We start from the raw sequence: 23913 nt of genomic DNA on the forward strand, positions 1-23913 counted from the left end.
CACTGCAACACACGACCGCCCCCCGACGGAGAGGCCATCCCCTTGACGACTCGTGCCCGCCTCACCCTCGACCCCGCCTTCCGCGTCGCCCCGGTGGAACCACGCCTGTTCGGCAGCTTCGTCGAGCACATGGGCCGCTGCGTGTACACGGGGATCTTCGAGCCGGGGCACCCGAGCGCCGGACCGGACGGCTTCCGCGAAGACGTCCTGGAGCTGGTGCGCGAGCTCGGCGTCACGCTGGTGCGCTACCCGGGCGGCAACTTCGTCTCCAACCACCGCTGGGAGGACGGCGTCGGCCCGGCCGAGCACCGGCCCACCACGCTCGACCTGGCCTGGCGCACGGTCGAGGACAACAGCTTCGGGCTGAACGAGTTCATGGCCTGGACCGCCAGGGCCGAGGTCGAGCCGATGATGGCGCTCAACCTCGGCACCCGCGGCGTCGCGGAGGCCCTGGAGCTGGTCGAATACGCGACCTTCCCGGCCGGGACCCGCTGGTCGGAGCTGCGCCGCTCGCACGGGGCCGACAAGCCGCACGACATCCGCCTGTGGTGCCTGGGCAACGAGTTGGACGGCCCCTGGCAGATGGGCCACAAGACCGCCAGGGAGTACGGCAGGCTCGCCGCCGAGACGGCACGCGCGCTCAAACGGTTCGACCCCACCCTCTCCCTGGTCGCCTGCGGCAGCTCCAACAGCTCCATCGCGACCTTCGGCAGCTGGGAGGCGCAGGTGCTGGAGGAGACCTACGACCTCGTCGACTACATCTCCCTGCACGCCTACTACGACCCCTCCGACGGGGACGCCGACTCCTTCCTGGCCAGCGCGGCCGACATGGAGCACATGATCCGCTCCATCGCCGCCACCGCCGACCACGTCGCGGCCACGCTCCGCAGCCCCAGACGGCTCCGGCTCTCCTTCGACGAGTGGAACGTGTGGTACCAGAGCCGCTTCGGCGGCGAGTCGTCGCTGGACTGGGCCAGGCACCCCCGGCTCATCGAGGACCGCTACGACGTCACCGACGCCGTGGTCGTCGGCAGCCTGCTCATCACGCTGCTGCGCAACGCCGACCGGGTGGGCATCGCCTGCCAGGCCCAGCTCGCCAACGTCATCGCCCCCATCATGACCGAGCCGGGCGGGCCCGCCTGGCGGCAGAGCGTCTTCCACCCCTTCGCCCTGACCGCCCGCCACGCCCGCGGCGAGGTCCTGCGCGTGGAGCCGGAGTCGGCCGCGATCGAGACCGCCAAGTACGGCGAGGTCCCGTCCGTCTGGGCGACGGCCACCCACGACCCCGCCAGCGGGGCGGTGACGCTGTTCGTCGTCAACCGCGACCGGCGTGCGGCCTGCGACCTGGACGTCGTGCTCCCCGGCGGGCTCCAACCCGTCGAGCACGTCGAACTCGCCGACGAGGACCCCACGGCCGCCAACAGCGCGGCCGAGCCGTACCGCGTGGTGCCGCGCCCCGGCTCCGGCCTGCGCCACCAGGACCGCCTGGCCACGCTCACCCTCCCTCCGACCTCATGGACCATGGTTCGCTTCGCCGTAAAGGAGTAAGGACATGACGCACCACCTCAGCCGTCGCGGCTTTCTCGGCCTGACGGGAGCGGCGGGCCTGACCGCGGCCGTGGCGGCGTGCGGCGGAGGGACCAGGATCGGTTCCGGAGCCGCCTCGCCGACCGCCGCCGCGCCCTCGTTCACCGGCGGGGACTACACCGGTCCCAAGGTCACCCTCAGCTACTGGAACGGGTTCACCGGCGGCGACGGCCCGCACATGCGCTCCATGGTCGACGCCTTCAACAAGAAGTACGCGGGGCGCATCGAGGTGCGCAACGTCACCCGGCGCTGGGAGGACCTCTACCCCGCCGTCCCGACCGCCATCACCGCGGGGAACGGCCCCGATGTGGCGATCATCCACAACGACTGGATCGGCACCTTCGCCGCCCGCCAGGTGCTCATCCCGCTCGACGACGTGGTGGGCGCGCTGGAGCTCACCGAGAGCGACTTCATCCCGGCCGTGTGGAACGCCGGCGTCTACGCGGGCAAACGCTACAGCGTGCCCCTCGACGTGCACTGCCTGGCCGACTACTACAACAGCGCCCACCTGGAGAAGATCGGGCTGCAGGAGGCGCCCGCCGACAAGGCGGGCTTCGAGCAGGCGCTGGCCGAGCTGAAGAAGTCGGGGGTCGCCCACCCCTTCTGGATGCCCAACAAGTGGCCCGCGCACCTGATGTTCATGAGCCTGCTCTGGCAGCACGGCGGCGAGCTGTACAGCGAGGACGGCACCCAGGCCCTGTGGGGGTCCGAGCAGGGCGTGGAGGCGCTGAGCTGGATGGTCCGCCAGATCGACGACGGCCACAGCCCCGCCAAGGTGGCCATCGACAGCCAGTACGCCGCCTTCAAGAACGGCGAGGTCAGCCTCACCTGGGACGGCATCTGGCAGATCAACGACCTCAAGGGCAACGCGCCGAGCCTGAAGTGGGGCCTGGCCGCGATCCCGAACATCGGCGGGACAGCCGCGGCCTGGAGCGCCTCCCACAACTTCGTCCTGACCTCCCAGGCGGGCAAGGACGCCAACAAGGTGCAGGCCGCCAAGGTGTTCATCGACCAGATGGGCCGCCAGTCCACCGAGTGGGCCAAGGCCGGCATGATCCCGGCGCGCAACTCCGCCAGGCAGGCGCCGGAGGTCGCCGAGCTGCCCCAGGTCAAGCTGGCCGCCGACGTCGGCCTCTTCCACTTCCTGCCCGCCCTGCCCGGGGTGGGCGACGTGCAGAGCAAGGCGCTGGAGCTGGCGGTGGCCAAGGCCGTGCTCAAGCAGTCGAGCCCGGCGGACGCGCTGAAGGAGGGCGTGGCCACGGCCGACAAGCTCCTGGCGGACAACAAGCGGAAGTACGCTCAGTGACCGGTGTGACGGCACGGCGCATGCGGTGGTGGACGCCGTACGCGTTCCTCGCCCCGTACCTGGCGCTGTTCACGGTCTTCATGATCGTGCCCATCGCCTTCGGGTTCTGGACCTCGCTGCACGAGTGGGACATCAACCTGCCCTCCAAGCCGTTCGTCGGGCTCGGCAACTACGCCGAGCTGTTCGACCCCGGCAGCGTCGACGGCGGACGGTTCTGGACGGCGATGCGGGCCACGGGCATCTTCACCGTGGCCTCCGTCCCCATCCTCGTCGTCCTCCCGCTGCTGGTGGCGCTGCTGATGAACGGCCGGTTCGCCGGGCGCAACGTCTACCGCGCCGTCTACTTCGCGCCCTACGTGCTCGGGGTGGCCGTGGTCGGCCTGCTGTGGCGCTTCCTGCTCGACGGCAACATCGGCCTGGTCAACCACTACCTCGGGCTCGACGTGCAGTGGACGACGGACCTGCCGCCCGCCTGGATCGCCCTGGTGGGCGTGACCGTGTGGTGGACCCTGGGGCTCAACTCCGTCATCTTCCTGGCCGGGCTGCAGGACATCCCGCGCGAGCTGCACGAGGCGGCGATGGTCGACGGCGCGGGACCGTGGCGGCGCTTCCTGGCGGTGACCCTGCCCGGCCTGCGTCCCGTCGTGGTGTTCGTGGTCAACGCCACCATCCTGGCCTCGGCGAACATGTTCGGGCAGTCCTACCTGATCACCGCCGGCGCCCCCGCCGACCAGACCAAGACCGCGATCTACCTGATCGCCGAGACCGGCCTGCGCCAGTTCGACATGGGGACGGCCTCCGCGATGAGCTTCATCCTGGCGGCGTTCCTCATGGCGGCCAGCGTCCTGGTGTTCGGCGCCTTCAGAGACAGGCGCAGACCATGACCGGAAACAGGCGCAGACCATGACCCGAGACCTGCGCTCGCTGCGGCGCGCGCTGCTGCACCTCGTGCTCGCCGTGATCGCGGCGCTCTACCTCAGCCCGCTGCTCTACATGCTGGTCACCTCGTTCAAGACCCGCGAGGCCGCCCAGTCGACCACGCCCCAGTGGGTGCCGGATCCGGTCACCGTCGACGCCTACCGCGAGATCCTCGCCAGCCCCGACAGCCCGGTCCTGACGTGGTTCCTCAACAGCCTGCTGGCCGCGACCGGGCACGCGGTGCTGGTGCTGGCGACCGCGGCGCCCGCCGCCTACGCCCTGGCCAGGCTGCGCTTCCGCCTCCGCACGCCGATCTTCTCGATGATCGTGGCGACGCTCTTCGTGCCGCCCGTGGTGCTGCTGATCCCCAACTTCCTCATCGTCAACGAGCTGGCCTGGGTCGACAGCCTGCCCGCCGTCATCGTCCCGGCCGTGGCCGGCGCCTTCGGGGTGTTCTTCCTGCGCCAGTTCTTCCTCACGCTGCCCACGGAGCTGGAGGAGGCCGCCGAGCTCGACGGGTGCAACCGCTGGCAGATCTTCGTCTCGATCGCGCTGCCGCTGTCGAAACCGGCGCTGGCGACGCTCTTCCTGCTGTCGTTCCTGGCCAACTGGAACGACTTCCTGTGGCCCATCTACGTGCTGCTGAGCCCGGAGGCGCTCACGCTCCCCGCCGGGCTCGGCAACTTCCAGGGGGCCAACAACATCCGCTACGACCTGCTGATGGCCGGAGCGGTGATCGCCAGCCTCCCGGTGATCCTGCTCTACCTCGTGGCCCAGCGATGGGTCATCGAGGGCATCTCACGGTCGGGCATCCGCGGCTAGCTCGGCATCAGGACCTTGTCGATGATGTACACGGTCGCGTTGGCCGTGGGCACGTTGCCGCAGACCACCTTGGCGTCGTTGACCGTGTAGGACTCGCCCGAGCCCTTGGCGGTCAGCTTGCCGCCCTGCAGCGTGGTGAGCTCGGCGCCGGCCAGGTCGGCCGGCGCCTTCTTGCCCGCCACCACGTGGTAGGTGAGGATCTTGGTGAGCATGGCCTTGTCGGCCAGCACCTTGTCCAGCGTCTCCTTCGGGATCGCGGCGAAGGCGTCGTCGGTGGGCGCGAAGACGGTGACGTCCTTGGCGGAGTTGAGCGTGTCCACCAGGCCGGCCTGCTTCACCGCCGTGACCAGCGTCGACAGCACCGGGTTGTTCGACGCGGCGGTGGCCACCGGGTCGTCGGCCATGCCGGTGAAGCTGCCTTCGCCGTCGGCCGGTACGGCGGAGCAGGCCGATCCGAACGGCCCGTCGGCCATGGCCGGGCCGGCCGGGCTCGACGAGGCGGCGGCGGGCTCGGGGCCGGCGGCGGCGTTCCCGGCGGCGCCTGAGCTGCAGCCCGTTGCCACGATGAGCGCCGTGGCGGCGATGGCGAGGAAACCGAAGCGGTGATTCATGGGATTCTCCTTGGTTGCGGTTACTTGTGCGGTTGAGGGGCCGGTCACCTCACGGTGACCACGACCGAGTGCCGGCCGGTCGCCCCGTCGGGGAACGGCGGGACCCGGGCCGATGTCTGGGCGCGGCCGGTGCCGTCGGTCGCGCGGACCTCGAGGGTGTGGGTGCCGGGCTCGGCCTGCCAGGTCCAGGACCACTGGACCCAGGTGTCGGCGCTGGGCACGGGAGCGAGCCTGGCCCGCTGCCAGGCGCCCTGCCCGGCGCGGACCTCGACGGCGGTGACGCCGCGGCCCTGGGCCCAGGCGACGCCGGCCACCGTCACGGGACCGGCGCGCAGCGTGGAGAGCGGGGCCGGCACCTCGATCCTGGAGGCCGTCTTGACGGGCGCGCCGGTCGCCCAGCCGCGCCTGGTCCAGTACGCCTGATCGGTGGCGTAGCGGGTGACGAGCAGGTCGACGACCCACTTGGTGGCCGAGACGTAGCCGTAGAGGCCGGGGACGACCAGGCGGGCGGGGAAGCCGTGCTCGGCCGGGAGCGGGCCGCCGTTCATGCCGACGGCGAGCATGGCGTCGCGCCCGTCGAGCACGGCGGCCAGGGGCGTGCTGCACGTCCACCCGTCGGCCGAGGTGCTGAACAGCTGGTCGGCGCCGGCCGGGACGCCCGCCTCGCGCAGCAGCGCCGCCAGGGGCACGCCGAGCCAGCGGGCGTTGCCGGCGTACGGGCCGCCGACCTCGTTGGAGACGCAGGTGAGAGTGATGTCGCGCTCGATCAGGCCGCGCCGGAGCAGGTCGTCCAGGCCCAGGTCGAGAGTGCGCAGGCCGCGCACGCGCAGCCGCCAGGCGGCGGGGTCGAGGCGGGGGACCGAGAGGGCGGTGTCGACGCGGTAGAAGTCGGCGCCGGGCGTGGTGAAGGGGGACAGGCCGGGGATGCCCAGGTCGGCGCCGCTGGGCAGGGGCCTTGCGGGGCTGGCCGGCCGGGGGAGGGCGAGGGGGCGCGGCGCGGGGGCGGGGCTCAGCCGTACGGCCAGCCCGCCGACGCCCGCCAGCGCCACGACGCCCAGCCCGGCCCGCAACACCGTCCGGCGCCCGCCACCTCGCGCCCGCCCGCCACCTCGCGCCCGCCTGACATCGGGCCCGCCCGGCCCGCGCCCGAGATCGGGGTGCGCCGCACTCCCGAGGACGGTCAGCGCGGCGAGCGTGAAGGCCCCCGCGAGCGACGCCGCCAGAGCGGGCAGCAGGTCGAGCGGCACCCAGGCGGGCCGCGCCACCCCCGCGAGCCCCCCGAGCAGCCCGAGGGCGCCCACGCCCGCGATCGCCGCCGTGCGCCGGTGGACGGCGAGCACCCCGAGGCCCGCCGCGGCGAGCGCCAGCGTGAGCAGGATCCCGCCCACCAGCACCACCTTGTCCGCCGTCCCGAAGGTCCGCACCGCGAACTCCTTCACCGGCGCCGGCGCCAGGTCGATGGCGACGCCACCCACCGCCACCACCGGCGAGCCCTGCTCGCCGGTGACCCGGGCGACGAGCTCGGCCACGCCCAGCGCGGCGGCGAGCCCGGCGAGGCCGGCCCCACCTGCCCGGATAACGCGGCGTTCACGTCGTCTCACACCAGGTATTCGGAGCCGGACGCCCCGCGGCTTGGTCGGACTTTCACCAAGGGTGAGATCGCATCACCCATCCGTGACGTCCCGCGCTCCGAATGCACCAGTGACGAGGGACACGAGCGGACGGAGCGAGCGATGACCGGCCCCGACACACGACCGAAGGACCCGCCGCCGCGCGCGGCCTCACCGGTCTCCGACCTGCTGGCCAGGGTGGGCAGAGGCGACCAGGAGGCCTTCTCCCGCCTCTACGACCACATCGCCGCCCCGCTCTACGGGGTCGTCATCCGCGTCGTGCGCGACCCGAGCCAGGCCGAGGAGGTGCTCCAGGAGGTCCTGCTGGAGATCTGGCGGCTCGCGCCGCGCTACGAGGCGGCGCGGGGGAGCGCGATGGCGTGGATGACCACCGTCGCCCACCGCCGCGCGGTCGACCGGGTGCGCTCGGAGCAGGCCAGCACGGAGCGGGACGTGGCCGCGGGCCACCGGGCGATGGCCGGCCAGGACTACGACGTGGTGATCGAGACGGTCGCGGGCAACCTGGAACGCGAGAGGGTCCGCAGATGTCTCGACAGGCTGACGGAGTTGCAACGCCAGGTCGTGACGATGTCGTACTACGGTGGCTACTCGTATCCGGAGGTGGCCTCGCTGCTCACCACCCCCCTCAGCACGGTCAAGACCCGGATGCGCGACGGCCTGATCCGACTGCGTGACTGCCTGGGGGTGGAAGCATGAACGAGAACGTGCACACGCTGTCGGGCGCCTACGCTCTCGACGCCCTGCCCCCCGACGAGCTGCGCGCCTTCGAGCGGCACATGAACGCGTGCCCCGACTGCGAGCACGAGGTGAGGAGCCTGCGCGAGACCGCCGCGCGCCTGGCCGCGAGCGTGGAGCTGGCGCCGCCGCCGGCGCTGAAGGCGCGGGTGCTGTCCGAGGTGGGCAGGGTACGGCAGGCGCCGCCGATCGTGGCGGCCGCCCCCGACCGGCGCCCCGGCCTGCGCGGGCGCCTGACCGCCTCCCGCGTCACCGCCGCCGTCCTGGCGCTGGCCGCGGTGCTCGCGGGCGTGTTGTTCCTGCGCGCTCAGGACCAGCTCGACGCGGAGCGCGCCACCGGCGAGCGGATCGCCGCCGTGCTGGCCGCCCCCGACAGCCGCCGGGTCTCGGCGCGGGTCGGCGAGGCCACAGCCACGGCGATCTACTCGCCCCAGAAGGCGAGCGCGGTCCTGGTCACCGCCGGGATGCGGGCACTGCCGCCGTCGCAGGACTACCAGCTGTGGCTCATCGGCGCCGACGAGATCCGCTCGGCCGGCCTCATGCCGGACGACCCCGCGCCCGTCCTGGCCACGTCGATCCGCGCGGGTGACCGGCTCGGCATCACGATCGAGCCCAGGGGAGGCTCGCGGCAGCCCACGACCCGGCCGCTGGCCGTCCTGCCCCTGCCGTCGTCATGAGATCGGATTCGAGGCATCCGGCCGGCGCACTCCTCTCGAAGGAACGAGGAGGGAGGTGTGCTCTGCATGGAACCGGCGGACGGTCGGCTCGACAGGATCCTCGACGCGCTCGACACCCTCAGGCCCGAGGTCGGCTACCGGGTGAAGGCCTTCCCCGAGGGGAAACGCTACGCCGTGCTCAGGCATCCGGGTGGCGGCAGGGCGATCGTGTTCGCCCACGAGCGGCAGTGGGTCTGCCTGAGCGAGAGCGCCTCCGGCACCACGTCGCACAGCGTCCTCGGCGAGGTCGGGGAGGCGCCGGAGGCCATCGCCGGCCGGCTGCCGCCCATCTCGCCAGAACCTTCCGGGCGGCGCTGGCCGTCCACCCTGGCCGCCGTCGTGCTGGGCGTCATCTGCGCCGCCGGGGCGGCGATCCTCACGGCGTCCCTCCTGATCCTGCTGACGCGCGGCCAGCGTTTCGCCGAGGACGCCGGCCTCCACCGGCTGGTCATCCTGGGCCTGGCGGCGGTCGCGGGCCTGGCCGCGGGAGGTTGGGCTGCCCGCGTCGTGTGGCCGAGTCGACGGGGGCGAGCGTGAGCGACCGCTGACTCTCCGCTTCCTTCGTGTTCTTTCGCGACCATGTGCAACCGCTGTCACAGCCGCTGCGAAGGGACGTTAAGCAAGCTGAACATTTGAAGGAGTCAGCGCATGACCATAGCGACCGCGCCCGTCGATCACGTGCGCAGCCTGGCCGACGCCACCTTCCGCACGTTCATCGCGCGCCGGCTGGACGAGCTCGGCTTCGTCGGCGAGTCGCACGTGACGATGCTTCGCGAGGCGCTCGCCCCCTTTCTGGGCGCATCCGGCAAGCGGCTGCGCCCCCTGTTCGTCTACTGGGGACACCGCGCCGCGGGCGGGCGGGACGACGACCTGGAGGCGGTGCTGTCCGCGGGCTGCGCGGTCGAGCTCGTGCACACCGCCGCCCTGGTCCTGGACGACGTCATGGACCAGGCCGAGCTTCGGCGCGGGCACCCGTCGGCCCACCTGACGCTGGCGGCGCACGGAGGCTCCGCCCGCTTCGGGGAATCGGCCGCGACCCTCGTCGGCATGCTGGCCCTGACCTGGGCGGACGCGGCCCTGCTCGACCTCGGGCCACGCCTGGCGCCCGCCCTGGAGGTGCTCAACCAGCTGCGGGTCGAGGCGGTCGGCGGGCAACTGCTCGACCTGAGCGGAACCGCGCCGCCCCTCACCGTGGCCAGGTACAAGTCGGCCAAGTACACCGTCGAACGGCCGCTCCACCTGGGCCACGTCCTGGCCGGAGGCGACCACGGGACACGACGCCTGCTGTCCGGCTACGCGCTGCCCGTCGGCGAGGCCTTCCAGCTGCGCGACGACGTCCTGGACGTCTTCGGCGACCCCGCCGTGACCGGTAAACCATCCGGCGGCGACCTGCGGCTGCGCAAGAACAGCCTCCTGCTGGAGCTGGCCAGGACCCGCGCCGGCGCCGACGGCGAGCTGCTGCTCGAGACCGCCGGAGCCGACATCGGGCAGGCCCGCGAGCTCATCCGCTCCTGCGGCGCGCTGGACGAGGTCGAGGCACGCATCGCCACGCTGGTCAAACAGGGGGTGGGCGCCCTGGAGAACGCGCGGGGCCTGGCGCCCGACGCCGTCGCGGCGCTCGCCGACCTGGCCGTCAAGGCCACCAGGAGGGAGCGGTGAAGCGCCGGGCGGGCCGTACCGTCGTCATCGGCGCGGGCCTGGCCGGGCTGTCGGCCGCCGTGCACCTGGCCGCCGCGGGCCGCGAGGTCGTCGTGGTCGAGGCACGCGACGAACCGGGCGGCTGCTGCGCCGTGGCCGGACTCGGATCCCACAACTTCGACGTCGGCCCCTCCGTGCTCACCATGCCGGGCCTGCTGGCCGAGACGTTCGCCGCCGCGGGCGAGGACATGGACAGCTGGCTGCCCCTGCGCCGCCTGGACCCCTCCTACCGGCTGGCCTTCGCCGACGGCTCCCACCTGGACGTGGTGCCGGAACTCGAGGCCATGACCGATCACGTGCGCGAATTGTGCGGCCCCGCCGAGGCGGCCCGCTACCGGCGCTACCGCGACCTGCTGGAGCGCATGTTCCGGGAGGAGTGGCCGGCGTTCATCGACGCCGACATGACACGCCTGCGCTCGCTGGCCAGGCCGCTGGCCCTGCTCAGGCTGGCGTCGATGGGAGGCTTCCGCCGCCTCGACCGGCTGGCCGCCGCCCACCTGACCGACGAGCGGCTGATCAGGGCGCACACCTTCCAGGCCCTGTACGCGGGCATGTCGCCTCAGCGGGCGCTGGGCATCTACGCCGTCATCGCGCACATGGACACCGTCGGCGGCGTCTACTTCCCCCGCTCGGGCGGCATGCACGCCGTACCCGCCGCTTTGGCCGCGCTGCTGGAGAAGCTGCAGGTCCCCATCCTGTACGGCACGCGTGCCGTCCAGGTGACGACCGGCGGGCAGGGAGTGACGGGCGTGCGCCTCGACTCGGGCGAGCACCTGACCGCCACCCACGCCGTCATGGCGGGCGACCGCTTCACCGCCCGCTCGATCCTGCCGCGCGGGGCCGCGGACTGGCGGCTGACGCGGCCGCGCTTCTCCCCGTCGTGCCTCGTCCTGCACATCGCCCTCGACCGCCGCCCGCCCGGCCAGGCCCACCACACGCTGCACTTCGGCCGCGCCTGGGAGTCGACCTTCGAGGCGCTGGAGCGCGGGCGCCCCCAGCCCGACCCCAGCATCCTGCTCACCTGCCCCGACGACGACCAGCCCAAGCTGAGCGCGCTCGAACCCGCCCCCAACCTGACCGGCGCCGACTGGCGGCAGCTGCGCCCCCGCCTGGAGGAGCGGCTGCTGGGGCGGCTGGAGGAGCTCGGCTACGGCGACCTGTCCGGCCGGCCGCGGCTGGTGCTGGACCCGCCCGCCTGGCAGCGGCTCGGCCACACGGCGGGCACCCCGTTCGCGCTCGACCACCGCTTCACCCAGACCGCCTGGTTCCGCCCCTCGGGGGCCGCGCCACGCGTGCCCGGGCTGCACTTCGCCGGCATGCACACCGCCCCGGGGGTGGGAGTGCCGCCGGTGCTGGTCTCCGGGCGCCTGGCCGCCCGCCGCATCCTGAAAGAGACGTCATGACCCTGACCGCGAGCTACGAACGCTGCCGCAGGTTGCACGCCGGCTACGGGCGCTCCTACTACCTGGCCACCCTGCTGCTGCCCGCCTGGAAACGCCGGCACGTGCACGCCCTGTACGGCTTCGCCCGCTACGCCGACGAGATCGTCGACTCCTTCACCGCCACGGGCGACCGGGCGCAGGCCCTGCGGGTCCTGGCCGACGACACCGCCCGTGCCCTCGACGGCCGGCCGGTCGACGACCCGGTCCTGCCCGCCTTCGCGCACACCGTGCGCTCCTTCGGCATCGACCACGCCGACATCAGCGCGTTCCTCACCGCCATGACAGCCGACCTGACGGTCACCCGCTACGCCACCTACGACGACCTGCTCGGCTACATGGAGGGCTCGGCCGCCGTGATCGGCACGATGATGCTGCCCGTCCTGGAGGCCGAGCCCGGCGCCGAGATCGCGGCCCGCGCGCCCGCCCGCCAGCTGGGCCTGGCCTTCCAGCTCACCAACTTCGTCCGTGACGTGGCGGAGGATCTCGAACGCGGCCGGATCTACCTGCCGCAGGAGGACCTGGCCGCGTTCGGCGTCGGCGAGGAGGACCTGCGGCGGCCGCGCTCCGGCGACGCCGTGCGCGAACTCGTCGCCTTCGAGATCTCCCGCGCCCGTGAGCACTACGCGGCCGCGCTGGCCGGCATCGACCTGCTCGTGCCGTCGTCGAGACCCTGCATCAGGGCCGCCTACGAGCTGTACGGCGACATCCTCGCCGTGATCGAGCAGTCGGGTCACGAGGTGCTGGCCGCCCGGGCCCGGGTGCCGAGGCGGCGCAGGCTCGCCATCTTCACCCGCCACCTGGCCGCCTCCACCACCGCCGGCCGGGCCGAGCGGCGCGTCACCGTGGAGGTGCCATGAGCGGGCAGGTCGTCCTCGACGCCATGGGCGGCGACCACGGTCCCGCCGAGACCGTCGCCGGGGCGCTCCTGGCGCACCGGGAACACGGCGTGCCGGTCGTCCTCGTCGGGCGCGAGCCGGAGCTGCGCAAGGAGCTCGACCGGCAGGGCGGCGAGCTGGAGATCGTGCACGCGCCCGACGCCATCCCCATGACCGAGCGGGGGCCGGCCGCCGCGCTGAACTCGCGCTCCAGCCTCGCGATCGGCTGCGACCTGGTACGGCAGGGGGGCGCGGCCTTGGTGTCGGCCGGTTCGACCGGCGCGATCGTGGCCAGCGCGGTGCGCCGGATCGGCCGGGCCGAGCAGATCCTGCGCCCCGCGCTGGCCGTGGCTCTGCCCACGCTGGGCGGTGGCGCCACCGTCCTGGTCGACGCGGGCGCCACCGCCGATCCGACGCCCGCCATGCTGGCGCAGTTCGCCGGGCTCGGCACCGGCTACGCCCGGTCCGTGCTGTCGGTCGCCGAGCCGCTCGTCGGGCTGCTGTCGATCGGGTCGGAACGCGGCAAGGGCAACCGCCTGGCGCGCCAGGCCGAACAGCTGCTGGAGCAGGCGCCGGTGCGCTTCGCCGGTCCGGTCGAGGGCACCGACGTGCTCTCCGGCCTGGTCGAGGTGATCGTGACCGACGGCTTCACCGGGAACGTGGTGCTGAAGAACATCGAAGGGTGCGTGCGCACCACGCTCGCGATGACGGCGCAGGCCGGGATCGCGGCGCCGGAGGCGCTGCGCGAGGTCGCCAGGCGCTACGACCCGGAGACGCACGGGGGCGCCGCGCTGCTCGGGCTGCGCGGCCCGGTGATCGTCGCGCACGGCTCGTCCTCGGCGGCCACGATCGCGCGCGCCTGCGTCGTGGCCAGGACGGCGGCCGCATGACCGGCCTCGACAGGGGCGACCGGGGGCGGTGGACCCTTGCCGGGGCGCTCCTCCTGGCCGCGATGGTGGCGCTGCAGGTGGCCTCCGGCCTGAGCGAGCGGCCCTCCGCCTACACCACCGCCATCGTGCTGGTGCTCGCGGCGAGCGCCGCCTGCTTCACCGCCGCGCGGGCCGGATGGCGTGCGGCGGCCGCCGCCCTGGGGGGCGCGGTCGTCATCGGCTACCTCGCCGAACTGGCCGGCGTGAACACCGGCTTCCCCTTCGGCGCCTACCACTACACCGGTCTCCTGCAGCCGCAGGTGGCCGGAGTGCCGCTCGCTGTGGCGCTCGCCTGGGGAGGCATGGGCCTGGCCGCGCACGCCGTGGCCGCCGCGATCACCGCGCCGGGCCCGGCCCGCATCGCCGTCGGGGCGGTCGCCATGACGGCCTGGGACCTGTTCCTCGACCCGCAGATGCTGCGCATGGGCCTGTGGGTCTGGCACGACCCCGGCCCCTACCGTGACGTGCCCCTGACCAACTTCGCCGGCTGGCTGCTCGTCTCCGCGCTCATCATGGTGCTCTTCGAGCGCCTGCTGCCGGAGCCTGGACGGGCGCTGCTGGCCCTGTACACGACCATGGCCGTGATGGAGACCCTCGCCTTCGCCGCGGTCTTCCGCCCCACCGACCCGCTGGTGGCCGCGACCGGCGGGCTGGCCATGGGCGCTCTGGCCGCCACCGCCTGGATCAGGACCCGCACCACGAGAAGGAGCCCCGCGTGGCAGCAGTGATCGTCATCGGCGGCGGCATGGGCGGCATGGCCGCCGCGCTGCTGCTGGCCCGCCAGGGCCACGAGGTGCGGCTGATCGAGCGCCGTGACCGCCTCGGCGGCAAGCTCGCCGAGCACCGGCGCGACGGCTTCACCTTCTCCCTCGGGCCCTCGCTGCTGACCATGCCGCAGCTCTTCCGCGACCTGGGGCTGCGCCAGGAGTTCGTCGAGCCCGCCGAGTTGTGCCGCTACCGCTTCGCCGACGGCACGGAGCTCACGGCGCACCGCGACCCCGAGCGCATGGCCGGGGCCGTCGAGGCGTTCTCGCCCGGCCAGGGTACGGCGTGGCGAGCCTTCCACCGCTGGGCCGAGGGATGCCTGCGAGCGGCCGAGCGCACCGTCTTCGCCGGGCCGCTGGTGCGTCCGCCCGCCGACGCCCGGCCCTCCGACCTGCTGGCCGTGGCGCCCGCCCGGACCCTGGCGGGGCTGGCGCGGCACTTCTTCACCGATCCCCGGTTGCGGCAGTACGTCGGGCGCTACGCCACCTATGCCGGTTCCTCGCCGTACCTGGCGCCCGCCGCGCTCGGCTGCATCCCGGCGCTGGAGCACGGGCAGGGCGGCTGGTACGTGCCGGGCGGTCTGCCCCGCCTGGCAGACGAGCTGGCCCTGCTGCTGAAGCAGGGCGGCGTCGAGGTCGTCACCGGCACGGGCGTCGAGCGGGTGCTGTCGGAAGGGGAACGTGTCACGGGCGTGCGGCTGGAGTCGGGCGAGCGGCTGGCGGCGGACATCGTGGTGGCCAACACCGACAGCGCCGCGCTCTACGGGCACTTGCTGCCCGACCGCCGGCGGCTGCGCGCCATCGCCCGGCTGGGGCGTTCGTCCTCGGCGTTGTTGCTGCTGGCAGGCGTGACGGGCCGCACGCCCGGCCTGGCCCATCACTCCGTGGTCTTCTCCGCCGACTACGAGAACGAGTTCGGCGACATCTTCACACGTTCCCGGCCGCCGCTGGACCCGACCGTCTACATCGGCTGCTCCGCTGTCGACGACCCCACCCAGGCGCCGCAGGGCGCGGAGAACTGGGTGATGCTCGTCAACGTCCCCGCCCGCGACCCAGAGCGCTGGCCGATGAGCGCCGAGTCCTACCGCGACCTGGTGCTGGAACGCCTGGCGCGGCGCGGTTACGACCTGGCGGGACGGCTGCGGTTCGTGGACCTGTTCACGCCCGCCGACATCCGCGAACGGTACGGCTCGTGGGGCGGCGCCATCTACGGGACGGTCACGCACGGCAGGCTCGGCTCGCTGCGACGGCCCGGCAACCGGGGTCCGCGCCGCGGGTTGTACCTGGTCGGCGGCTCGGTGCACCCGGGCGGCGGGCTGCCCATGGTGACCCTGGGCGCCCGCATCGTGGACTCCCTGGTCGCGCGGGACTTCCCCGCGGGAAGGGCAGGCGGCTCGTGAAGGCGCTGACGCTCGCCCAGGCCGCCGCCGCGGCGGCGGTCGCCGCGCGCCTCGCCCGCGGCCGACACCGGCCCCCGCCCCTGCGCCCCGTGACGGACACCCGGGGCGTCTCCGTGGTCATCCCGGCCAGGGACGAGGAGGCCAGGCTCGCCCCTTGCCTGCAAGGCGTCCTCGCCGACCCGGCCGCGGCGGAGGTGATCGTCGTCGACGACTCCTCCACCGACGGCACGGCCCAGCTCGCCGCCCGCCTCGGCGCCCGCGTCGTCCCCGCGGGCCCCCTCCCACCCGGATGGGTCGGCAAGCAGTGGGCGCTGCGCCAGGGCGTCAGCGCCGCTGCCCACCCCGTCGTGGTGACCCTCGACGCCGACACCCGCCCCGCCCCCGGGCTCGTCGGCGCGATGGCCGCCGCCCTGTCCGACCACGACTTGGTGACCGCCGCGCCCCGCTTCGACTGCGGCAGCCCCGCCGAGCAGGCCCTGCACGCCTCCATGCTGGCCACCCTGGTCTACCGCTTCGGGCCCTCCAGCACCCGAACCGTGCCCCCGCCGCACCGCACGATCGCCAACGGCCAGTGCACCGCCTTCCGCCGCGACCGCATGCTCGCCGCCGACGGCTTCGCCGCCGTCAAGGCGTCCATGACCGACGACGTGGCCCTCGCCCGCCACCTGGCGGCGACCGGCTGGCGGGTCGCCTTCCTCGACGCGAGCGACCTGCTGGCCGTCGACATGCACGACTCGGTGACCGAGGTGTGGCGCGAATGGGGCCGCTCGCTTCCCCTCGCCGACGTCACCTCGCCCGGATGGCAGACGGCCGACCTGGCCGTCGTCTGGCTCACCATGGGCCTGCCCTCGCTCCGGCTGCTGCTCGGCCGGCCCACCCCGTTCGACCTGGCGCTGCTGGTGCCGCGCTGGCTGCTGACCGCCGCCTTCCGGCGCAGCTACGCCTCACCAGGACCGGGTCTCGCGCTGTCGCCGCTGCTCGACGTGGCCTCGGCCGTACGGCTGACGCAGGCGACGGTGCGGCCGGCGCGCACCTGGCGCGGCCGCACCTACCCGGGCTCCGGGCTCAGCCCCGCTCGGCGAGAGCGGCCTGCCCGAAGCGCAACCCGATCAGGCACATGAGCGCACCCGTCGCCGCCACCTGCAGCGCCGGATCGAACAGCAACTGCAGCACCGGCAGCCCGAACACGCCCACGCGCGCGCCGATCGCGAACGACCTGGTCACCAGCGCCACCAGCGCCAGCGCGACCAGGGCCAGGGCGAACGCCGGCGGGCTGATCACCGCCATGCCGCCCGCGAACGTCAGCACCGACCTGCCGCCCCTGAACCGCGCGAACACCGGCCACGCGTGCCCGATCATGGCCGCCGCCACCGCGGCGTACAGGGACGGCAGGCGCGGACCGTCCGCCAGCGCGCAGATCAGCAGCGCGGCCAGGCCCGCCGCGGCGCCCTTGGCCATGTCACCCGCGAACACCGGGACGGCGGCCCGCCACCCCAGCTGCTCCTTCATGTTCCAGAAGCCGGGATTGCGGTCTCCCACCCCGCGCGGATCGAACCCATGGCTCCGCGCCACCAGCACCGCGACCGGCACGGAACCGAGGAGGTAGCCGACGATGACCGAGACGACGACCGGCAGGATTTCGGAGAACATCGCGTCCTTCCACCTCATCAGGTACGGCACCGCGAGCGCGATGCGCTACATGGCCTTCGACCGCCCGGTGCTGCGGGCGACGGCGGGCCTGGCGTTCTGGCGGCTGATGGGCACCGGCCGCGGCCGGTCCATGTCGCTCGGGGCGGACCTGCGCCGGTGGGCGCTGTTCGCGGTGTGGAGACGCGAGGCCGACCTCGAGTCGTTCCTCGCCTCCTCGGCCCTCAGCGCCCGCTGGCGCCGCGAGGCCGAGGAGAGCTGGCACGTACGGCTGGCGCCGACCGCGTCGCGCGGCCGCTGGGGCGGTGTCGACCCCCTGCCCGGCCCGCACCCACGCCCCGCCGGCGACACGGGTGGACCGGTGGCGGTGCTCACCCGCGCGTCCATCAGGCCGTCGCGGCTGGTCGCCTTCTACCGGGTGGTGCCGGACGTCGACCGGCTCCTGGCCCGCCAGGACGGCTGCCTCGCCTCCGTCGGCGTCGGCGAGTGGCCCCTGGCCCGGCAGGCCACCTTCTCGCTGTGGCGCGACGCCGGCACGATGCGCCGCTTCGCCTACGCCCAGGGGGAGCACACCCGCGTCATCGAGCACGTGCGCGCCGAACGCTGGTACAGCGAGGAGCTGTTCGCCCGCTTCCGTCCCTACGCCTCCGAAGGCGCCTGGAACGGGGACGACCCGCTCAAGGGCACGCTCGCCTGACGCGCGGCGCGTGCCGTACGCGCTCATGTGACCGTGATCAGCTGGATGAGCTGGCGGCGGAAGGCCTCGTAGTCGTCGACCACGCCCAGCAGCCGGTCGGACCCGCGCTCCGCCTCCCACACCATCGCCAGCACGTCGGCGCCCGCCGGGGTGATGTCGACCCGGGTACGTCGCCGGTCCTGCTCGTCGGGGCGCCTGCCGACATAGCCCGCGCGGCTCAGATGCCTCACGGTGCGGCTCATGGTCTGGTCGGTGACGCGGCACAACGTGGCCAGCTCGCGCTGCGTGCGCGGCCACTCCCGCAGATGGTGCAGCGCGATCAGCCCGGCGTGGGTCAGCCCGTGCGTCGCCAGATAGGCGTGATAGCGGGCCTCCACCACGCGCGCCGCCACCGACAGCAGACGCCCCGTGGGCCACGATCGGATGTCGGTCTCCCTGGGATCGACGGTGCCGACGCGCTCATCCGACATGCCCATCCCACCAGCCTAGCCGGGACACCGGTCCTCCCCTCCACCCCACCACCCTCACCTGGGATCTTCGTGACGCCGGCCCCGGCGGATGCATCCGGCGCCACGTTCCTGCCGCACGGATCTTTCCTTGACCTCCCCTGCCGAGCCTTTGACGAGGAAGCACGGCGAGGCTACCTGGACATGGCCCGCGATGACCCAGGCTGGAAGGCCACAACCCCTGAAGTGGAAGGTCGACCATGTCCGCTGCCGGATCCGCACCATCAGCCGACGACACGGACCTGGGTCCCGTCGTCGAGGTGGCGACCCGTCTGTTCGCAGAGCTCGGCTACGACTCCACCAGCGCCCAGACCCTGGCCGACGCCACCGGGATGGACACCCAGACGCTGGTGCGCAGAACCGGCGGCCGGCGCGAGCTGTACCGAAAGGTCATGCAGCGGGCCTACCAGGCGGAACAGGACATGATGGCCCAGGTCGTCGCCTCGGCCGGTGAGCAGGGCCTCAACCCCCACGCCGCCGTCGACGCCTACCTCGACTTCTACGCCGACCACCCGCTCATCCTGTCGCTCTGGATGCACCGGTGGATGGGCGACGCCGCCGACGTGGGCGAACTGGAGGCGGAGTACGTCGAGCCCCAGGTGGCCGTCATCGCCGGGCTCAGCGCGGGGATGGTGCCATCGGACGTGAACGTGGAGTACCTGGTGCGGACGGTCGTGTGGTGCGTGTTCGGCTTCCTCGCCGGCGGCATGTCGGTCAACGGCCGCCACTCGCCCAGCATCGGCGCCCAGCCGCCCGCCCAGCTGGAGGAGTTCCGCCGGCACCTGCACACGCTGATCGACCGCATGCTCGCGGCCCGCTGACCTACCCGCCCGCCGCGGTCGGGCGGGCCGGCGAAGAAGCCGACCAGGTCCACGCCGACGATCTCCGCCTCGCCCGGCAGGACGGCCGCGGCCTCGAACAGGGCGGTCGCGGTGCCGCAGCACAGGTCGAGCCACCGCACCGGGCCCGGCCTGCCGGTCAGGAAGGCGGCCACGTCCAGGCCGAGCTCGCGCTCGTAGCCGGCCAGGCGGCGTTCGCGGTTCATCGCGCAGTTGGCGACGACGTCCGAACGCTCGAGGTCGTCGTCCGACAGATACGGGGTCATGCCGTTCACCCGAGCCATTCCTGGAGGCCGGGCAGGTGACCCAGCTCCGTCTCGACGCGCCGCCTGTCCTCGGCGGACAGCTCCAGCGCGCGCAGGTCGCCCAGCCACGGCCGCTCCGGCTCGCCCAGCCCGGCGGCCAGGTCGAGGAGGGTGACGAGGGCGACGGCCCGCTCGGCGACCGGCGCGACCGCGCCGTGCCTGCGCATCGCCGACTTGAGCGCGCGGAACGCCTGCAGGTCGTCGTTCTTGAACTCCCGCAGGATGCGCACGTTGTCGAGCGCCCTGGCCAGCCCGGCCAGCTCCTTCGCCCCGCCGTACTCCAGCTCCACGGGCTCGTCGCGCTGGATGAACATGATCGAGTTGCCGGACGGGTCGACGATGGTGAACCGCGACGCGCCCGGCCGGAAACGCGTGATGCGCGGCAGCCCCGAGCTCAGCACCTTGCCGTGCGCCCGCCGCATCGCCGCGACGAAGGCCGCGTGATAGGGCGCGACCGCGTCGACCATCACCAGGCACCCGCCCGACTCCTCACGCGACGGGTCGAGGCCCCTGGGCGCCGGACCGAAGTGCAGGTCGAAGCCGCTCCAGCGCATGGCCAGGTAGACGTACGGCCTGCTCTGCCGATAGGTGGCCTCGAAGCCGAGCATCTCGTAGAACGCCGCCGTCTCCTCCAGGGACGCGCACGGCATCAAGGGCACGGTGGTCTCGTTGGGGTGAATCGTGCTCTCGCTCACCCGCCCGATGCTGGCACCGATGGGGCGAACTCGCATATGGAGCGGTCCAGGGGCGGCCTGCCAGAATGTGACGCGATGCCATCCGATTCCCTGACCCGCGCGTCCGCCTCCCTTCGTGGCCTGGCCGTGGGCGACGCCCTGGGGTCGCAATTCTTCGTCCCCGCCCACCTTCCGCACCTCGCCGACCGGGCCCTGCCGCCTGCGCCGTGGCAGTGGACCGACGACACCGAGATGGCCTGCTCCGTCTACCGCGTCCTGATGGACCACGGCGGCGTCGATCAGGACGCGCTCGCGGCCGGTTTCGCGGAGCACCACGACTTCGACCGGGGATACGGGCCCGCCACGGGGCGGATGCTGCGCCAGATCCGTCAGGAGGGCGGCGACTGGCGTGTGCTGGCGGCGGAGTTGTTCGGCGGGCGCGGCTCGTGGGGCAACGGCGCGGCGATGCGCGTCGCCCCGCTGGGCGCCTGGTTCGCCGGCGACCTGGCGCTTGCCGTACGGCAGGCGGAGTCGTCGGCTCTGGTGACGCACACCCACCCGGAGGCCGTCGCCGGTGCCGTGGCCGTCGCGGTGGCGGCGGCGGTGGCGAGCACGGGGGCCGCGCTGTCGCCCGGCGCCTTCCTGGACGAGGTGCTCGCGCACACCCCGGCGAGCCTGGTCCGCGACGGCGGGCAGGAGGCGCGGCGCCTGCTCACGGTGCGCGATCCGGTGGTGGCCGCCCGCGCGCTGGGCAACGGCCGGCAGGTCTCGGCCCAGGACACGGTGCCGTTCACGCTGTGGGCGGCGGCCTGTCACCTCGACGACTTCGAGCGCGCCTTCTGGGCGACCGCGAGTGCCGGGGGCGACGTCGACACCACGTGCGCCATCGTGGGCGGCATCCTCGGCGCCCGCACCCGTCCGCCCCGGCCGTGGCTGGAGTCGTGCGAACCGTTGCCGGAATGGGCAGGGGCCGTCCTGAGCTGAGCGGGTAGCGCCCGACTGGGCTCACCAAGGCGGATGAATGCGACATATTCTCAACTAATTCTCATTTTCCGGCTATTGGTGAACTTTGAACCGTCTTCGTACGCTGGGGCGATGGAGCGCGCGCCAGACGTGCCCGCCGAGGCGGTGCCGCCCCGGCCACCGGCCGGAGCCTCACGCCCGCTGCTGGTGACCCTCGTCGTGGTCGTGGCGGCCCTGGCGGTGGTGGTCGCGATGCTCACCTACCGGCTCGGCGCCGTCTCCGACACGCTCAGCGCGGCGAGCGCGTCACCGTCGCCGACCGAGACGCCGCCGCCGACCGTGCCGGAGATCTTCCAGGCGGTCGGCCCCTCCGTGGTCGTCATCAACGCGGGCGACTCCATCGGCGCCGGCGTGGTCGCCGCCGACGACGGCACCATCCTCACCGCCGACCACGTCATCGCCGGCGAGAAGGACATCACCGTGACGTTCGCCGACGGCACCAAGGCCCGCGCCAAGGTCACCGCCTCGAACCCCGCCCAGGACATCGCCACGCTCCTGCCCGCCGAACTGCCCGAGATCCTGGTGCCCGCCGTCCTGGGCGGCAGCGCCGACGTGGGCGGCTCCGTGGTCGCCATCGGCAACCCCCTCGGCCTGACCTACAGCGTCTCCACCGGCGTCATCTCCGGCCTGGACCGCAGCACCGACATCAAGAGCAGGGGAGTGGCCGGGCTCATCCAGTTCGACGCCTCGGTCAACCCCGGCAGCTCGGGCGGACCGCTCCTCAACGAGCAGGGCCTGGTCATCGGCATCGTCGTGTCGATCGCCGACCCGGGCAAGGACCAGGCGTTCGCCGGCATCGCCTTCGCGGTGCCGATCGGCGCGGCGCTCGGCGGCACCGAAGGCGAAGGCCCGGGAAGCAGCGGGCGCATATGAAGGAAGGAACGCCCATGACGAACCCGCTCGAGCAGGTGCTGTTCGAGGTCAAGCGGACGATCGTCGGCCAGGACGTGCTGCTCGAACGCATGGCCGTCGCCCTGCTGGCCGACGGCCACCTGCTTGTGGAGGGCGTGCCCGGCCTGGCCAAGACCCTCGCGGTCAAGTCGCTGGCCGCCTCCATCGCCGGGCAGTTCCAGCGCATCCAGTTCACCCCCGACCTGGTGCCCGCCGACCTCGTCGGCACCCGCGTCTACCGCCAGCACACCGGCGAGTTCCAGACCGAGCTGGGACCCGTCTTCACCAACCTGCTGCTGGCCGACGAGATCAACCGCGCCCCCGCCAAGGTGCAGAGCGCGCTCCTGGAGGTCATGCAGGAGCACCAGGTCACCATCGGCCGCGAGACCTTCCCGGTGCCCGAGCCGTTCCTGGTCATGGCGACAGAGAACCCCATCGAGTCCGAGGGCACCTATCCGCTGCCGGAGGCGCAGGTCGACCGGTTCATGATGAAGGTCGTCGTCGACTACCCGAGCCGGGAGGAGGAGCACGCGATCGTCGATCGCGCGCTGCGCCCGCCGGAGCCGACACAGCCGATGCTCAGCACCGAGGACCTGGTCGCCATGCGCGAGCGGGCGCGGGAGGTGTACGTCGACCCGGCCATCGTGGACTACGCCGTACGGCTGGTCGCCGCGACCCGGTCGCCGGGCACCGCGGGACTGGGCGAGCTGGACAGGTACGTGACCTACGGGGCCAGCCCCCGCGCCTCCATCGCCCTGGTCACCGGCGCCCGCGCCCTGGCCTTCCTGCGCGGCAGGGAGTACGCGCTCCCGCAGGACCTGTCGGAGCTCGCCCTCGACGTGCTCAGGCACCGCGTCGTCCTGTCCTACGAGGCGCTCGCCGACGACGTCGACCCCGACACCGTGATCACCCGCGTGCTCGGTGCCGTACGGGCCCCCGACGTCGTCCTGCAGAACCGGTGAGCCGATGGCAGCCACCCCGGAAAAACTCCTCCTCCACCTGGAGTGGAAGGTCATCCGCCGCCTCGACGGCCAGATCCAGGGCGCGCACCGCACCCTGCGCCGCGGCTCCGGGCTGGACCTGGCCGGCCTGCGGGCCTACGGCGACGGCGACGACGCCCGCCACATCGACTGGAACGTGACCGCCCGCCTCGACGAGCCGCAGATCCGCGTCTTCCACGAGGACCGCGAGCTGACGGTCTGGCTCGTCCTCGACCGGTCGGCGTCGATGACGGCGGGACGGCCGGGACGCGGCAAGCACGAGGTGCTGGCCGAGCTCGCGATCGTGCTGGCGCGGCTGTTCAGCAGGGGAGGCGACCGGGTCGGCGCGCTGCTCTACGACAACGCGGGCACCGCGCCGCTGCGTGTCGTGCCACCGGGAGGCGGGCGCCGCCACGTGCTGCGCATCGGGGCCGAGCTGCAGCGCACCGAGCAGGCGCGCGGCGGTCCCACCACGGACCTGGCCGCCATGCTCGACGCGGCGGGACGGCTGGCCCGCCGCCGCAGCCTCGTCCTCGTGCTCTCCGACTTCATCGGCGAGGGCGAATGGGAGCGGGCGCTGCTGCGCCTGAGCAGACGGCACGAGGTCGTCGCGCTGCGGATCGCCGACAGCGCCGACGACGCGCTGCCCGCCGCGGGGCTCATCGTGGTCGAGGACACCGAGACCGGCGAGCAGCTGGTCGTCGACTCGGGCGACGAGCTGTTCCGGGTCAGGTTCCGCGAGGCCGTCGACGCGCGCGACCACCGGCTGGAGTACGGCATGCGGCAGGCCGGCGTGCCGCTCCACCGCATCGACACCGGCAGGGACCTGGCGGAGGCGCTCGTGGAACTCGTCACCCGCACCCGGGACCGGCCGCTGTGACCGCGCCGACGTGGTCCCGTCCGGGGTCGGGCGCCGC

The 23913-nt window shown here is 73.3% G+C and carries 25 protein-coding genes; 20 read left to right on the forward strand and 5 right to left on the reverse strand.

Annotated elements, in window-relative coordinates; translation table 11 throughout:
- The first annotated feature begins 42 nt into the window (after positions 1-42).
- Genes ACIBH1_RS23845 through ACIBH1_RS23860 form a run of 4 tightly spaced genes read left to right on the forward strand, consistent with a single transcriptional unit; the run spans position 43 to position 4633 of the window.
- On the forward strand, positions 43-1548 hold the full coding sequence (locus tag ACIBH1_RS23845) for an alpha-N-arabinofuranosidase (RefSeq protein WP_397316088.1): 1506 nt from the start codon (positions 43-45) through the stop codon (positions 1546-1548).
- A 4-nt stretch (positions 1549-1552) separates the two neighbouring features.
- On the forward strand, positions 1553-2893 hold the full coding sequence (locus tag ACIBH1_RS23850; RefSeq protein WP_397316089.1) for an ABC transporter substrate-binding protein: 1341 nt from the start codon (positions 1553-1555) through the stop codon (positions 2891-2893).
- 5 nt (positions 2894-2898) lie between these two features.
- Positions 2899-3777, forward strand: a complete 879-nt coding sequence (locus ACIBH1_RS23855) for a carbohydrate ABC transporter permease (RefSeq protein WP_397316090.1) — start codon at positions 2899-2901, stop codon at positions 3775-3777.
- Positions 3778-3796: 19 nt separating this feature from the next.
- Positions 3797-4633, forward strand: coding sequence for a carbohydrate ABC transporter permease (locus tag ACIBH1_RS23860; protein WP_397316091.1), 837 nt, complete (start codon positions 3797-3799; stop codon positions 4631-4633).
- Here ACIBH1_RS23860 and ACIBH1_RS23865 read toward each other — a convergent pair.
- Both ACIBH1_RS23865 and ACIBH1_RS23870 read right to left on the reverse strand, forming a co-directional pair.
- Positions 4630-5244, reverse strand: coding sequence for a fasciclin domain-containing protein (locus tag ACIBH1_RS23865; protein ID WP_397316092.1), 615 nt, complete (start codon positions 5242-5244; stop codon positions 4630-4632). The two genes, ACIBH1_RS23860 and ACIBH1_RS23865, sit on opposite strands and share 4 nt — an antisense overlap.
- Positions 5245-5288: 44 nt before the next feature.
- Entirely contained in the window at positions 5289-6845 is a 1557-nt protein-coding gene (locus ACIBH1_RS23870) for a molybdopterin-dependent oxidoreductase (RefSeq protein ID WP_397316093.1), read from the reverse strand.
- A 132-nt stretch (positions 6846-6977) separates the two neighbouring features.
- Here ACIBH1_RS23870 and sigK point away from each other — a divergent pair, with 132 nt between their 5' ends.
- From sigK to ACIBH1_RS23920, 10 genes are all read left to right on the forward strand, one after another.
- Complete coding sequence (gene sigK / locus ACIBH1_RS23875) at positions 6978-7571, forward strand: ECF RNA polymerase sigma factor SigK (protein ID WP_397316094.1); 594 nt, start codon at positions 6978-6980, stop codon at positions 7569-7571.
- Positions 7568-8287: an anti-sigma factor domain-containing protein gene (locus ACIBH1_RS23880; protein WP_397316095.1), complete on the forward strand. Its 720-nt coding sequence runs from the start codon at positions 7568-7570 to the stop codon at positions 8285-8287. Before sigK ends, ACIBH1_RS23880 begins: the two co-directional genes overlap by 4 nt.
- A 66-nt stretch (positions 8288-8353) precedes the next feature.
- The gene (locus ACIBH1_RS23885; protein WP_397316096.1) at positions 8354-8863 is read left to right on the forward strand and encodes a hypothetical protein; all 510 of its coding nucleotides are present in this window, start codon (positions 8354-8356) and stop codon (positions 8861-8863) included.
- Positions 8864-8974: 111 nt separating this feature from the next.
- Positions 8975-9985: a polyprenyl synthetase family protein gene (locus ACIBH1_RS23890; RefSeq protein WP_397316097.1), complete on the forward strand. Its 1011-nt coding sequence runs from the start codon at positions 8975-8977 to the stop codon at positions 9983-9985.
- The gene (locus tag ACIBH1_RS23895) at positions 9982-11427 is read left to right on the forward strand and encodes a phytoene desaturase family protein (RefSeq protein ID WP_397316098.1); all 1446 of its coding nucleotides are present in this window, start codon (positions 9982-9984) and stop codon (positions 11425-11427) included. Before ACIBH1_RS23890 ends, ACIBH1_RS23895 begins: the two co-directional genes overlap by 4 nt.
- On the forward strand, positions 11424-12323 hold the full coding sequence (locus tag ACIBH1_RS23900) for a phytoene/squalene synthase family protein (protein ID WP_397316099.1): 900 nt from the start codon (positions 11424-11426) through the stop codon (positions 12321-12323). Before ACIBH1_RS23895 ends, ACIBH1_RS23900 begins: the two co-directional genes overlap by 4 nt.
- The gene (gene plsX / locus ACIBH1_RS23905; RefSeq protein ID WP_397316100.1) at positions 12320-13231 is read left to right on the forward strand and encodes a phosphate acyltransferase PlsX; all 912 of its coding nucleotides are present in this window, start codon (positions 12320-12322) and stop codon (positions 13229-13231) included. Before ACIBH1_RS23900 ends, plsX begins: the two co-directional genes overlap by 4 nt.
- A complete protein-coding gene (locus ACIBH1_RS23910) occupies positions 13228-13998 on the forward strand; it encodes a carotenoid biosynthesis protein (protein WP_397316101.1) in 771 nt (256 codons plus the stop codon). Before plsX ends, ACIBH1_RS23910 begins: the two co-directional genes overlap by 4 nt.
- Positions 13986-15434, forward strand: coding sequence for a phytoene desaturase family protein (locus tag ACIBH1_RS23915; protein ID WP_397316102.1), 1449 nt, complete (start codon positions 13986-13988; stop codon positions 15432-15434). The genes ACIBH1_RS23910 and ACIBH1_RS23915 overlap by 13 nt, the downstream gene beginning before the upstream one ends.
- Positions 15431-16555 carry a glycosyltransferase gene (locus ACIBH1_RS23920; protein ID WP_397316103.1) on the forward strand — a complete coding sequence of 375 codons (1125 nt, stop codon included), beginning with the start codon at positions 15431-15433 and terminating at the stop codon, positions 16553-16555. The genes ACIBH1_RS23915 and ACIBH1_RS23920 overlap by 4 nt, the downstream gene beginning before the upstream one ends.
- Here ACIBH1_RS23920 and ACIBH1_RS23925 read toward each other — a convergent pair.
- A complete protein-coding gene (locus ACIBH1_RS23925) occupies positions 16500-17084 on the reverse strand; it encodes a glycerol-3-phosphate acyltransferase (RefSeq protein ID WP_397316104.1) in 585 nt (194 codons plus the stop codon). The genes ACIBH1_RS23920 and ACIBH1_RS23925 overlap by 56 nt on opposite strands.
- Here ACIBH1_RS23925 and ACIBH1_RS23930 point away from each other — a divergent pair.
- Positions 17047-17778 carry a spheroidene monooxygenase gene (locus tag ACIBH1_RS23930; protein WP_397316105.1) on the forward strand — a complete coding sequence of 244 codons (732 nt, stop codon included), beginning with the start codon at positions 17047-17049 and terminating at the stop codon, positions 17776-17778. The genes ACIBH1_RS23925 and ACIBH1_RS23930 overlap by 38 nt on opposite strands.
- A gap of 23 nt (positions 17779-17801) precedes the next feature.
- On the opposite strand, the gene ACIBH1_RS23935 is transcribed toward ACIBH1_RS23930, so the two are convergent.
- Positions 17802-18248: a MarR family winged helix-turn-helix transcriptional regulator gene (locus ACIBH1_RS23935; RefSeq protein ID WP_397316106.1), complete on the reverse strand. Its 447-nt coding sequence runs from the start codon at positions 18246-18248 to the stop codon at positions 17802-17804.
- Between the two features lie 236 nt (positions 18249-18484).
- Here ACIBH1_RS23935 and ACIBH1_RS23940 point away from each other — a divergent pair, with 236 nt between their 5' ends.
- Positions 18485-19105, forward strand: a complete 621-nt coding sequence (locus ACIBH1_RS23940) for a TetR/AcrR family transcriptional regulator (RefSeq protein ID WP_397316107.1) — start codon at positions 18485-18487, stop codon at positions 19103-19105.
- 289 nt (positions 19106-19394) lie between these two features.
- Here ACIBH1_RS23940 and ACIBH1_RS23945 read toward each other — a convergent pair whose 3' ends face one another.
- Positions 19395-20123, reverse strand: a complete 729-nt coding sequence (locus tag ACIBH1_RS23945; protein ID WP_397316109.1) for a glyoxalase — start codon at positions 20121-20123, stop codon at positions 19395-19397.
- 75 nt (positions 20124-20198) lie between these two features.
- On the opposite strand from ACIBH1_RS23945, the gene ACIBH1_RS23950 reads away from it, so the two are divergent.
- From ACIBH1_RS23950 to ACIBH1_RS23965, 4 genes are all read left to right on the forward strand, one after another.
- Complete coding sequence (locus ACIBH1_RS23950; RefSeq protein WP_397316110.1) at positions 20199-21086, forward strand: ADP-ribosylglycohydrolase family protein; 888 nt, start codon at positions 20199-20201, stop codon at positions 21084-21086.
- A gap of 111 nt (positions 21087-21197) precedes the next feature.
- Positions 21198-21998 carry a S1C family serine protease gene (locus ACIBH1_RS23955; protein WP_397316111.1) on the forward strand — a complete coding sequence of 267 codons (801 nt, stop codon included), beginning with the start codon at positions 21198-21200 and terminating at the stop codon, positions 21996-21998.
- Positions 21999-22012: 14 nt separating this feature from the next.
- Positions 22013-22978, forward strand: a complete 966-nt coding sequence (locus ACIBH1_RS23960; RefSeq protein WP_397316112.1) for an AAA family ATPase — start codon at positions 22013-22015, stop codon at positions 22976-22978.
- Positions 22979-22982: 4 nt separating this feature from the next.
- Entirely contained in the window at positions 22983-23876 is an 894-nt protein-coding gene (locus ACIBH1_RS23965) for a DUF58 domain-containing protein (RefSeq protein ID WP_397316113.1), read from the forward strand.
- The last annotated feature ends 37 nt before the right edge of the window (positions 23877-23913 follow it).

Origin of the sequence: Nonomuraea sp. NPDC050663 (assembly GCF_044456985.1) — a bacterium.
GTDB lineage: Bacteria > Actinomycetota > Actinomycetes > Streptosporangiales > Streptosporangiaceae > Nonomuraea.